Genomic DNA, 11,717 nt, shown 5'->3' with positions numbered 1-11,717 from the left:
GAGGCAGCCGAGGCGGTGTCCGCCGCCGCCAGCCAGCAGGTCAGTCTTTGCAATCCAGGCACGGAAGATCCCCTGTCCCCGGCGCGGAGGTGCCGGGCCGTCGTGTGAATGCCATGCTCGCCGGGCCGGTTGCGCCCGGCGCTTCTCCCTGAGCCTCCCCTTGGCCCTGGAGAACGGGCGGCGTGGCGCGCAGGGCCTGGAGCCCCTCCAGCAGCACGCGCAGCCCGTGCTCGCGGATCTTCTCCCGCCGCAGCACCAGGCCCAGCTCGCGCGGCAAGGCGGGGCGCAATGGCCGCAGCACGGTGCCCGGCGGCGCCACCGGCACCGCGAGGGAGGGCACCACCGAAGCCCCCAGCCCGCCCGCCACGAGTCCCTTGATCGCCTCCACGCTGCCCAGCTCCATCAGCGGGCGCGGCGCCAGGCCGGCACGGGCGAACCAGGCATCGACCAGCCGCCGGCTGGTCCCGCCCGATTCATAGAGGATCAGCGGCAGGCGGGCCAGTTCCGCCGGGCGCAGCGCGGCGGCGGCCGGCGCCATGGCCTCCGGCAACAGGGCGAGCTGCGGGTCGGCGCGCAGCCGCGTCACCTGCAGGGCACGGCTGCCGCCGGCGGGCAGCGTCACCAGCGCCAGGTCCAGCGCCCCCTCCTCCACCCGCCGCACCATCTCGGCCGAATTGCCCGTGGCCACCACGATCTCCAGCCCGGGATGCGCCCGCTTCACCGCCGCCAGCACGGGCGGCAGCAGGTGGATGCAGGCCGAGGCGCCGGTGCCGAGCCGCACCCGTCCGGCCAGCCCGCCGCGATGCCGGGCGGCGGCGGCGGACACCGCCTCGGCTGCCTCGATCGCCTGCCGGGCGGGGCCGAGCAGCGCCTGCCCGGCCGCGGTGGGCAGGGAGCGGCCGCCCGCCCGGTCCAGCAGCCGCAAGCCGAGCAGCCGCTCCAGCTCCCGCAATTGCTGGCTCAGCGCCGGCTGGGTGAGGCCCAGGGAGCGGGCGGCCAGCGAGACGCTGCCGGCTTCGACGATGGCGAGATAGGCGCGGAGCTGGCGCAGGGTCGGGGCAGCCATAAGGCAATGTGATCCGAATGCGGCGTATCAGAAAGATTTTCTTGGCCCCCGCGCGGCCCGGCCGCACCCTGGCGCGAGGATTGCATTGCCGGACAGCACCATGAGCACCACCCTTGCCGCCACCCTGCTGCGCCCCGCCACCGAGGCCGACCTGCCCGCCATCACGGCCATCTATGGCCACCATGTGCGGCAGGGCTGCGCCTCCTTCGAGACGGCGCCACCCGACCTGCCCGAGATGCGCCGCCGCTTCGCCGCCATCCTGGCGCAGGGCATGCCCTATCTGGTGGCGGAGCAGGATGGCGCGGTGCTGGGCTACGCCTATGCCGGCCCCTACCGCCCCCGCGCCGCCTACCGGGACACGGTGGAGAACTCCATCTATGTGCGCGCCGATGCCGCGGGGCGCGGCCTGGGCCGGCTGCTGCTCGGCGCGCTGCTCGAGGCCTGCACGGCGCGGGGCGCCCGGCAGATGATCGCCGTGGTGGGGGACAGCGACAACATCGCCTCCATCCGGCTGCACGAGGCGATGGGCTTCACCCTGGTCGGCACGCTGCGCAGCGTCGGCCGCAAACATGGGCGGTGGCTGGATTCCGTGCTGCTGCAACGGGCACTCGGAGAGGGCGACGCCACGCCGCCGGAGACCGAGCCGGCGTGAGGCGCCCGCGCGCCCAAGGGGTGCACCAGGGGGATGCACCAAGGGGATGCGCCCCGGGCGCCGGCCGTGGCAGCATGCCGCCGGAGGAGGCCGCGCATGACGACCCGCACCAGCCTGGCCGGTGGCGAGCGCCACCGCTTCGAGGATCTCAAGGCCCTGCTCGCCGCCGCCTCCCCCCGCCGCTCGGGCGACGAGCTGGCGGGCATCGCGGCGGCGAGCGACGCGCGGCGCGTCGCCGCCCGCATGGCGCTGGCCGAGCTGCCGCTGGATGCCTTCCTCAACGAGGCGCTGATCCCCTACGAGCAGGACGAGGTGACGCGGCTGATCATCGACCGGCATGACGCCACCGCCTTCGCGCCCATCCGCCACCTGACGGTGGGCGGCCTGCGCGACCGGCTGCTGGCGCATGAGACGGATGCCGCCTTCCTCGCCGCCCTGGCGCCGGGGCTGACGCCGGAGATGGTGGCCGCCGTCTCCAAGCTGATGCGCAACCAGGACCTGATCGCGGTGGCCCGGAAGTGCCGCGTCGTCACCGCCTTCCGCAACACGATCGGGCTGGAGGGACGGCTGGCCAGCCGGCTGCAGCCCAACCACCCGACGGACGACCCGCGGGGCATCGCCGCCGCCATGCTGGACGGGCTGCTGCTCGGCAGCGGCGACGCGGTGATCGGCATCAACCCCGCCACCGACAACATCGCCAACGGCATCGCCCTGACCGAGATGCTGGAGCGGCTGCGGCTGCGCCACGACATGCCGGTGCAGGGCTGCGTGCTGACGCATGTGACCAACGCCATCGCCATGATCGAGCGCGGCGCGCCGGTGGACCTGGTGTTCCAGTCCGTCGCCGGCACGGAGGGCGCCAATGCGGGCTTCGGCGTCAACCTCGCCTTGCTGCGCGAGGCGCATGAGGCGGCGCTCTCGCTGAAGCGCGGCACGGTGGGCGACAACGTGATGTATTTCGAGACCGGCCAGGGCGCCGCCCTCTCGGCCGAGGCGCATCACGGCGTGGACCAGCAGACGGTGGAGGCGCGCGCCTATGCCGTGGCGCGGGAATTCCGCCCGCTGCTGGTCAATACGGTGGTGGGCTTCATCGGCCCCGAATACCTCTATGACGGCAAGCAGATCATCCGCGCCGGGCTGGAGGACCATTTCTGCGGCAAGCTGCTCGGCCTGCCGATGGGGGTGGATGTCTGCCACACCAACCACGCCGAGGCCGACCAGGACGACATGGACACGCTGATGACGCTGCTGGGCGTCGCCGGCGTCAGCTTCCTGATCGCCGTGCCGGGGGCGGACGACATCATGCTCAACTACCAGAGCCTGTCCTTCCACGACATCCTGGCGCTGCGCGGCCTGCTCGGCCTGCGCCCGGCGCCCGAGTTCGAGGCCTGGCTGGAGCGGATGGAGATGCTGGACCCGCAGGGGCGGATGCGCGCCCTCGACCCCGGCACGGCCCGCCTCGCCCGGCTGGTCGAGGCCGGCTGATGGCGGGCTGGGACCGGCTGCGGATGGCCACCCGGGCGCGCATCGGCCTGGGCCGCGCCGGCGACGCCCCGGCGCTGCGCGACGTGCTGGCCTTCCAGATGGCCCATGCCGCGGCGCGCGACGCGGTGCACGCGGCGCTGGAGCTGGAGGCGCTGGCGGCGGACCTCGCGCCCCTCGCCGTCCTGGCGGTGCACAGCGCGGCACCGGACCGCGCCACCTATCTGCGCCGCCCGGATCTGGGCCGCCGCCTACCGCCGGAGGAGGCGGCAAAGCTGCCGGCGGGGGAGCACGACATCGCCTTCATCCTGGCCGACGGGCTTTCCGCCACCGCCGTGCAGCGCCACGCCCCGGCCCTGCTGCGCGCGGCGCTGGCGCGGCTGCGGCCCTACCGCGTGGCGCCGCTGGTGGTGGCGCGGCAGGCGCGGGTGGCGCTGGGCGACGCCATCGGCGCGGCGCTGGGGGCGCGGCTTTGCGTCATGCTGATCGGTGAGCGGCCGGGGCTGAGCGTGGCGGACAGCCTGGGCGTCTACATGACCTACGCGCCCCGTCCGGGGCGGGCGGATGCGGAGCGCAACTGCATCTCCAACATCCATGGCCAGGGCGGGCTGGGCTATGAGGTGGCGGCCGACAAGCTGGCCTGGCTGGCGCGCGAGGCGCTGACGCGCCAGCTCACCGGGGTAGGGCTGAAGGAGGAGATGACGCCCCTCCTGCCCGGCTGAGCCGGCTCAGACGGCCAGCCGGTTCAGCGTGCGGCCCTTCTCCGGGCCGGGCGGCAGTGTGGCGCCCCCCTGCGGCAAGGGATGCGGTTGCGGCTGCGGCTCGGCCGCGGGCTGCGCCGCCCTGCCGCGGCGGCGGTGCTGGACGAAGCGGAAGATCAGGTAGAGCACCACGGCGCCACCGATGCCGGCCAGCGCGTAGCTGGTGTAGCGCTCACCCAGCCAGGCCACCAGGAACCAGCCGGCGGCGACGAAGGACGCCGCCCAGAGCCCGGCGGCGATAAAGTTCAGCGTGGCGAAGCGGATGCGCCGCATGCCGGCGATGCCGCAGGCGGCCGAGGCCACGTTGCGCACGCCATAGACGAAGCGGAAGGAGAGGACGAAGAGCGTGCCGTAGCGGTCCAGGAAGCGCAGCGCGGTGGCCATCCGCTTCTCGGCGCCGGGGATCTTGCGGACGGCGCGCATGCCGTAGCGCTGGCCGAGAGTGAACCAAAGCTGGTCCCCCAGGAAGGAGCCGAGCCAGACGGAGACCATCAGGATCCAGGGATTGATCAGGCCTGTCGCATGCCCGGCGGCGGAAGCCAGGATGACAAAGGTCTCGCCCTCGAAGAATGCCCAGGCCGCGGCTGCGAGATAAGCCAGCGCCCCCCAATCCGCCCAAAACTCGGCCACGCTTGCCCCTCCCTGTTCGCAGTGACGAACGATGGGCAATTTAACAGAAGAGTTGAACCACAATCTCACGCGAGCGTGAAATTTTTCGCCTCACAAGAAGAGAAAAACGCCGCCAATGGCAAAGCCAGCGCCTTGTGAGGGGGCAATGTTGACGTTTCGATACAAGAGCGTCTTTTTAAGCGCGGGTGGTCCGTTGGCGGCCAGGGGGCCCTGCGGCCCCCTGGCGCACTGTCTCACGCCAGATAGTAGTCGCTGCCCGACAGGCTGCTGACACCGTCGAGCGTCAGCTTGGTGACGGAGCCGTCCTGGGCGCGAATGCTCCAGGTGGAGCCCTCGTTCCACAGGCTGACGTCGGAGCCGAAATTCTTCAGCTCCAGCCTGTCCTCTCCGCGGCGGAAGTCGGTGATGGTGTCGTGCCCCTCGCCCTTGCCGATGATGAACACGTCACGCCCGCCGCCGCCGGTCAGGATGTCGTTGCCGCCGGCGCCGTTCAGCCGGTTCTGGCTGTCATTGCCGATGATGATGTTGTCCAGCCAGTTCCCTGTGCCCTGCGACCAGCCGGTGCCGAAGAAGGTCAGGTTCTCCACATGCTCGGGCAGGGTGTAGGCGGAGAGCCAGGTCAGGACGCTGTCCACCCCCTCGCCCGCCTTCTCGATGGCACGGTCGCCGGCGCTGGAGACCTCGTAGGTGTCGTCACCCTTGCCGCCATGCATGGCGTCGCCGCCACCCAGGGAGAAGTACTTGTCGTTCGCATCGGTGCCGAACCAGGTGTCCTGGCCACGCGTGCCCCAGGCCTGCCGGGTGGGCGCGTCGGACGCGGCGGCGCCACCCGGAGCGGCCTCGCCATCGTTCCCGGCCGTGTTGCCTTCATCCGGTGAATCGGCGGGCGCCTCGGGCACGGGCTGATCCGGCTTGTCGTTCCACTCCGGCTGATCCACCGTCTTGCCGGAGAACATCGAGCGGAACGTGGCGCCCGTCGTTGGGTCGCTGTTGTCCGAGATCTTGCCTGGGAAGGACGAGTTGGAATCCCAGTAGGCATGGTAGACCACGTCGTGGCTATCGAACCACGCCTTGGCGGCCTTGACGAAGGGGCTGGCGGCGTCGGTCATCACGCCCCATTCGGAATAGGCCGTGGGCTTGCCGTGCGCGTCCGCGAAGTCCTGGTGCCACTTCAGCCCGTACTTCTGGTTGACGACGTTGTTCCAGGCCTTGGCCGGATCGCGGTCGGCGAACTGGGTGTTCCAGTAGAAATCCATGCCGACGATGTCGACATAGCCGTCGCCCGGATAGGCCCTGGAGGGATCCATGCCGCCGTAGGATTCGTTGACGTTCCACTCGAACTTGAAGCGGTCCGACACGGAGCGGAAGGTGTCCACGAACTCGCGGAAGGCTTCCTTGAACGCCTCCTCCTTGCCGATCGCGCTCCAGGGGAACCAGCCGCCGTTGAACTCCCAGCCGGTGCGCACATAGATCGGGTCGTTGCCGGATTGCGCCCCCGCCAGGGTCTGCGCGACCTCGCGGTAATACTGGTTGTACTGGCCCGAGGCGGCCTTCTCCAGCGTGGCACCGTCATAGGTGATCAGCGGCACCGACCAGAAGGGGTCGCGCCCGGCATTGTTCCACAGGCGCTCCGCCATCCACTCGGCGCTGTTGGTGAAGTCTTTCCAGTTGGCACCGCCGACGACGGCGTGGACGACATCCACATCGCGCCCCAGCCATTTCTCGAAATTGTTGAGCTGCGAAGGCTCGTTTCCGACGTACACGCCGAGAAGGGTCATCTTGAATCCTGTCAAGCGTCGCCGGAGTCCCGAATTCCTCTGTCATGCAAAGGAAAGTCCGGAAGCGTCCGGTCTTGTGGCGCTCTCCCGATCATGCCCGCGCTTTTTTGCAGGCATCCGGGAATGCCGAAGCCCTAGATTATTTCTCACATTGTGTCGAGCGCACCGGATCGTGCGTTCGCGCATGAAACCAACGACATCTTTCAGTTCTCGGGAAATCTATTTTCCTGACGAGAATTTATCGAAATATGAACTCCGATTTTCCGAATATTCTCGGAGATTTTTCAACCTTAGGTGTCTTTCGGCCCTGAACCTGGATTGCTGGCGCTGAAAGGATGGGGCCTCTGCCCTACCGCCCTCGCAGATGGCCCGATGCCGCGCCGGGGAGGAAAAGCATAGGTTACAGGCCGGTAAACCAGCCTCCATCATTTCGGCGTCCCTGCCGGCGCGGTGCCGTCCGCGCCGCTTTCACGCAGCCCCTTCGGGCGGCGGGGGCGCGGGCCAAGCATTCCCTGCCCGAAAAAATTGGCGGAGCTGACGGTTTTTTCCCCTCACGCAACCTTATGGATCGAATCAGAGCCTTTCAGGCCAACGGAGAATCCATCCTGGTGCTGGGCAGCCAAAGCGAGACGGTGGTGCCCTGCCCCGGCTGGCTGCGGATCGCCAGCGCGCCGCCGGACTGGCCGGCGAAGGAAAAGGCCATGGCCAGACCCAGCCCGGTTCCCTGGCCCGGGGGCTTGGTGGTGAAGAAGGGCTCGGTGGCGCGGGCCAGCGTTTCACTGTCCATGCCCAGGCCGGTATCGGTCACATCCAGGCGGATGAACTGCCTCTGCGAAAGCTCTGGCAGTGCCGCGCGGGAAGGATCGGCGGCGTCCGGCGGCGGGTCGCCCGCCCCGGCCAGCCTTGCGCTCATCACCAGCCGGCCGCCCTGCGGCATCGCATCGCGTGCATTCAGCACGAGGTTGATCAGCACCGTCACCAGCTGCCCGCGGTCGGCCAGCAGCGGCGGCAGGTCCGGCCCGGCCTGCACCGAGAGGGTCACCTGGCCCGCCCCCAGCGTGGGGGTGACGACCTGCCGGACCTCCTCCAGCAGCGAGAGCGGCACGATGGGCGCGGCGCGCAGCCCCTCGCGCCGGACGAAGGCCAGCAGCCGCCGCGCCACCGCCACACCCCGCCCCGCGCCCTCGCGCAGGCCGGCGAGCAGATAGGCCGCCTCCGGCTCCTGCTGCTGCAGGGCGGCGCCATGGCGCTTCTCCAGCAGCGTGATGCCGGCGAGCATCACCGCCGCGGCATTGTTGAAGTCGTGCGCCACGCCGCCGGCGAGCTGGCCCAGCGCCTCCAGCTTCTGCGCCTGCCGCAGCCGCTCCTCCATCGCCAGCCGGCGCTCGCTCTCCTCCGCCACGCGCTGCAGCGCCACCCGCTCCGCCTGGGTGCGGCGTATGGCGATGCCCGCGGTGGCCAGCAGGGTCAGGGAGGCGACGCCGGCCACGGTGCCATAGGCGATCATGTTGCGCCGCCAGCGCTCCAGCAGGCTGCTGACATCGGCCCGCAGGGCGACGAAGGCGGACTGGTTCCTGATGCGCCGGTAGGCGAAGACCGCTTCCACCCCGTCATGCGGGGAGGTGGCCATGGCCACCCTCCCATCCGGATTGCGGCTCACCGCCTGCTGGAAGGGGCCGCCCGCCGGGAAGCGGGCGAGCGGCATGGAGCGCCCCGGCGCGGCATGGTGGGCGAGGATGGTGCCATCCAGCCGCACCAGCGCCGCGTAGCGCAGGAAGGGCGGCACCGTCTCCTTGTAGAACTGCGCGAAATAGGCCGGGCTCATCGCCACGTGCAGCGTGCCGATGAAGCGGCCCTCCGGCGTCAGGCGGGGCCGGCTGAGCGCGAAGGATGCCTCCTGCGTGGCGCGGCCGACGAAGGGCGCACTTACATAGGTGCCAGGCGCGCCCTGCTCCCTCGCGCCCAGGAAGAAGTCCCGGCCGGCAATGCTGACGTTGCGGTCCCAAGGCTGGCTGCCGGCCAGCACCTTCCCTTGCTCATCCGCCACCCAGATGGAGACGATCTGCTCCAGCGGCGCGGCGAGCTGGCTCAGGTAATCGCTGACGCCGGGCGCGGCGATCGCCTCCGGCTCCATCCCCCCGACATGCTGCTCCGCCTGGGTCAGGATCAGCTCGGCCGTGTCGAACACCTTGGCGGCGTGCTCGTGCAGCACCGCGGCGCTCCGGGCCATGGCGTCGCTACCCTCCCGCAGCACTTCCGCGCGGTTCCACCAGGCGGCTATGGCGAACACGCTGGCTGGCACCAGCACCGCCGCCACCAGGACGAGATGTTGCGCCCGCTTCACCGGCAGGTTCTGGTCAAGCAGAGCCGCGCCCGCAGCGTGGCGTGGCGGGTTCGCTTCTCTCGGAATGCCGGTGTAGCCCCACCGCAAAGGGACGGCGCAGGCCGCTCACGCTCCATGGATGGTTTGGTAGAGCAACGCTTACGCTGTGACAATCTCGGAGAAGGGTGTAGGTCATTTTTACCCGCTCCGCGCGAAAAGCCGCCGCCTGTCCGCCCCGCTCTCAACCGAGGCCGATGCTCGCCCAGGCCAGCAGCACGTAGCGCCCCACCTTGCCCAGCGCCACCAGGAGCAAGAAGCGCCAGAACGGCACACGCAGGACCCCTGCAACGACCGTCAGGGGATCGCCCACCACCGGCACCCAGGCCAGCAGCAACGACCAGAGGCCGAAGCGGCCGAACCAGCGCTGTGCCCGCGCCAGCCCCGCCGCGGAGACCGGGAACCAGCGGCGGCCCTTGAAGCGCTCCAGCGAGCGCCCGAGCCACCAGTTGGCCGCCGAGCCGGCGACATTCCCCAGGCTGGCCGCGAGCACCAGCAGCACCGCCGGGTGCTCCCCGCCCAGCAGCAGCCCCACCAGCAGCGCCTCCGACTGCGCGGGCAGGATGGTGGCCGCCACCAGCGCGGCCAGGAACAGGCCGCCATAGGCCGCGAGATCGGTCATGCGGCGGGGAGGATGCGCAGCCCGCCCGCCAGGAAGGCGGCGCAGGCCGCCGCCGGCGCGTCGGTCACCAGGTGCCAGCCCGGCCGCAGCGGTGTCCAGCAGGGCTGCCCGGCGCGGCCCAGCTTGGTGGCATCGGCCAGCACGAACACCTCGGCCGCCTGCGCCGTCATCAGCGCCTTCAGCGCCGCCTGCTCCAGCGTCGCCTCGCACAGGCCGCGCTCCGCCACCACCCCGTCGGCGCTGGTGAATGCCTTGTCGGCGGTCATCTGCCGCAGCGCCTGCTCGGCCAGGGGACCCGTGGTGCCCATGCTGAGCGGCCGCACCACCCCGCCCAGCACGATCAGCTCGATCCCCGGCTCGCCGGCCAGCAGCGGGATCAGCGGCAGGTTCCCGGTGATGACGCGCAGCCGCCGCCCGCGCAGCAGCCGCCCCAGCGCCGCGACCGTGGAGCCGCCATCCAGGATCAGCGTCTCGCCATCCCGGATGCGGGCCAGCGCCGCCGCGGCGATGGCGGCCTTGGCGGCGCCGTTCGATGCCTCCCGCGTGCCGAGGCTCTGCTCGGGCAGCGGCGGGGCCAGGATCGCGCCGCCATAGGTGCGGGCCACGGCGCGGCGCGCCGAGAGGTGCTGCAGGTCACGCCGGATGGTGGAGGGCGAGACGGCGAAGCGCGCCGCGAGGCGGTCCACATCCGCCTCGCCGGCGGCGATCGCGGCCAGGATCGAATCCTGGCGCGCGCGTCTCTGTCGCATGGCGGGCTCCCGGAGCAGATCGCCGTGGAAGGGAACGGGCGCGCGGGGGCGCCTCAGGCGCCGCGCCTCGGCGCCAGTTCCGAGGCCTGGCGCAGCGCCTCGACCAGGCTGCCCTCGTCGGCGATGCCCTGGCCGGCGATGTCGAAGGCCGTGCCATGGTCCACCGAGGTGCGGATCACCGGCAGGCCCACGGTGATGTTCACCCCCGCCTCCAGCCCCATCACCTTCACCGGGGCATGGCCCTGGTCGTGGTACATGGCGACGACGAGGTCGAAATCGCCGCGCGCGGCGCGGAAGAACAGCGTGTCCGCCGGCAGTGGCCCGTCCACCTTCCAGCCCTTCGCCCGGCACGCCCGCACGGCGGGGATGATCTTCTCCTCCTCCTCGCCCTGGCCGAACAGCCCGTTCTCGCCCGCATGCGGGTTGATGCCGCAGACGCCGATGCGCGGCTCGGCGATGCCGGCCTTCACCAGCGTCGCGTGCCCGCGCGCGATGACGCGCTCCACCAGCCCGGGCTCGATCTTCCGGATGGCATCCATCAGCCCGATATGCGTGGTGACGTGGATGACGCGCAGCTTCGGCGCCACCAGCATCATCGACACCTCCGGCGTGCCGGTCAGATGCGCCAGCAGCTCGGTGTGGCCCGGATATTTGTGCCCGGCGGCGTGCAGCGCCTCCTTCGAGAGCGGCGCGGTGCAGATGGCGTCCGCCTCCCCCGCCTCGACCAGCCGCGTGGCGCGCTCGATGTAGCGGTAGGCCGCCTCCCCCGAGACGGGCGAGAGCTGGCCGAAGGGATGCCCGGCCGGGATCAGGCCGAGGTCGATGCAATCCACCGTGCCGCGGGCGAAGCGCGCCTCGGCCGGGGCGGCGCGCGCGGCGACGGCGAGGCCGGTGCCGGTGATGGCCCCCGCCTCGCGCAGCCGGGTGGCGTCCCCCACCACCAGCGGCCGGCAGAGCGCGTGGACATCCGCCCGCGCCAGCGCCTTCATGATGATCTCGGGGCCGACGCCGGACGCGTCGCCCATGGTGATGGCGATGATCGGGCGGGTGTCGTTCGCGGTGGTCATGCCTGAGCCTCCTGCTGCAGCCAGGCACGCAGGCGCTGCCGCGCATGGCCGATGGTCTGCGCGCCGCCGAAGCCGCCCGCCTTGGTGATGACGGGCATGGCGCGGCCGCCCCGGGCGAGGCCGAGCGGCACTCCGGGGGCGATCTCCTCCAGCAGGCGGATGCTGTGGACGCCAAGCTGCGCGAGCAGCGCGCGGGCGGTCTCGCCCCCCGTGGCGAAGAGGCCGCCGGCGGCCAGCCCCGCCGGGCGCAACAGCGCCGCCAGCGCCTCGGCCAGCGGTGCCCCCTGGCGCAGATCGGCGCCCGGCTCCTCCTCGATGATGGCCAGTGCGTCCTCGCCGGCGGCGATGGTGGCGGCGATGGCACCGGCGGTCCCGGCCCATTCCCCAGGCCCGGCGCGCAGCAGCGCGGGTGCCAGGCCGAAGCGGCGCAGCCCTCCCCCTGCCAGGGCCTCCGCCGCCGCGACGCGGGAGGCCTCGGCCATGCTGCCCACCACCAGCAGCAGCCCGGTGCGGCGCGGCGGCGGGCGCGA

The 11,717-nt window shown here is 71.5% G+C and carries 11 protein-coding genes; 3 read left to right on the top strand and 8 right to left on the bottom strand.

The features are described 5' to 3' along the window. Positions 1 to 40 precede the first annotated feature (40 nt). Positions 41 to 1,066, bottom strand: a complete 1,026-nt coding sequence (locus ACZJYS_RS18090; protein ID WP_109515986.1) for a LysR family transcriptional regulator — start codon at positions 1,064 to 1,066, stop codon at positions 41 to 43. A 100-nt stretch (positions 1,067 to 1,166) separates the two neighbouring features. Between ACZJYS_RS18090 and ACZJYS_RS18085 the strand changes: the two genes are divergently transcribed. The 3 genes from ACZJYS_RS18085 to eutC all read left to right on the top strand — a co-directional run bounded on the left by ACZJYS_RS18085 (position 1,167) and on the right by eutC (position 3,922). After that, positions 1,167 to 1,718 carry a GNAT family N-acetyltransferase gene (locus ACZJYS_RS18085; protein ID WP_379633609.1) on the top strand — a complete coding sequence of 184 codons (552 nt, stop codon included), beginning with the start codon at positions 1,167 to 1,169 and terminating at the stop codon, positions 1,716 to 1,718. Positions 1,719 to 1,814: 96 nt separating this feature from the next. Then, positions 1,815 to 3,203 carry an ethanolamine ammonia-lyase subunit EutB gene (locus ACZJYS_RS18080; RefSeq protein WP_493179835.1) on the top strand — a complete coding sequence of 463 codons (1,389 nt, stop codon included), beginning with the start codon at positions 1,815 to 1,817 and terminating at the stop codon, positions 3,201 to 3,203. Then, positions 3,203 to 3,922 carry an ethanolamine ammonia-lyase subunit EutC gene (gene eutC / locus ACZJYS_RS18075; protein ID WP_493179834.1) on the top strand — a complete coding sequence of 240 codons (720 nt, stop codon included), beginning with the start codon at positions 3,203 to 3,205 and terminating at the stop codon, positions 3,920 to 3,922. Before ACZJYS_RS18080 ends, eutC begins: the two co-directional genes overlap by 1 nt. A gap of 6 nt (positions 3,923 to 3,928) precedes the next feature. On the opposite strand, the gene ACZJYS_RS18070 is transcribed toward eutC, so the two are convergent. From ACZJYS_RS18070 to ACZJYS_RS18040, 7 genes are all read right to left on the bottom strand, one after another. After that, positions 3,929 to 4,591, bottom strand: a complete 663-nt coding sequence (locus ACZJYS_RS18070; RefSeq protein ID WP_493179833.1) for a DedA family protein — start codon at positions 4,589 to 4,591, stop codon at positions 3,929 to 3,931. A gap of 233 nt (positions 4,592 to 4,824) precedes the next feature. Then, positions 4,825 to 6,369: a glycoside hydrolase family 26 protein gene (locus ACZJYS_RS18065; RefSeq protein WP_493179832.1), complete on the bottom strand. Its 1,545-nt coding sequence runs from the start codon at positions 6,367 to 6,369 to the stop codon at positions 4,825 to 4,827. A gap of 583 nt (positions 6,370 to 6,952) precedes the next feature. Continuing rightward, positions 6,953 to 8,713: an ATP-binding protein gene (locus ACZJYS_RS18060; protein WP_493179831.1), complete on the bottom strand. Its 1,761-nt coding sequence runs from the start codon at positions 8,711 to 8,713 to the stop codon at positions 6,953 to 6,955. A 220-nt stretch (positions 8,714 to 8,933) separates the two neighbouring features. Continuing rightward, complete coding sequence (locus tag ACZJYS_RS18055) at positions 8,934 to 9,371, bottom strand: YqaA family protein (RefSeq protein WP_109515993.1); 438 nt, start codon at positions 9,369 to 9,371, stop codon at positions 8,934 to 8,936. Beyond that, the gene (locus ACZJYS_RS18050) at positions 9,368 to 10,120 is read right to left on the bottom strand and encodes a DeoR/GlpR family DNA-binding transcription regulator (RefSeq protein ID WP_109515994.1); all 753 of its coding nucleotides are present in this window, start codon (positions 10,118 to 10,120) and stop codon (positions 9,368 to 9,370) included. Before ACZJYS_RS18050 ends, ACZJYS_RS18055 begins: the two co-directional genes overlap by 4 nt. A 53-nt stretch (positions 10,121 to 10,173) precedes the next feature. Continuing rightward, positions 10,174 to 11,187, bottom strand: coding sequence for a 4-hydroxythreonine-4-phosphate dehydrogenase PdxA (pdxA, locus tag ACZJYS_RS18045; RefSeq protein ID WP_379635993.1), 1,014 nt, complete (start codon positions 11,185 to 11,187; stop codon positions 10,174 to 10,176). Continuing rightward, on the bottom strand, positions 11,184 to 11,717 hold a 534-nt coding region (locus tag ACZJYS_RS18040; RefSeq protein ID WP_493179830.1), incomplete at its 5' end, for a nucleotide-binding domain containing protein. The genes ACZJYS_RS18040 and pdxA, both read right to left, overlap by 4 nt.

This window comes from Roseomonas sp. TS2, from assembly GCF_058833935.1.
The sequence above is the reverse complement of the archived record's forward strand: the minus strand, read 5'-3'. Positions and strand labels throughout refer to the sequence as shown.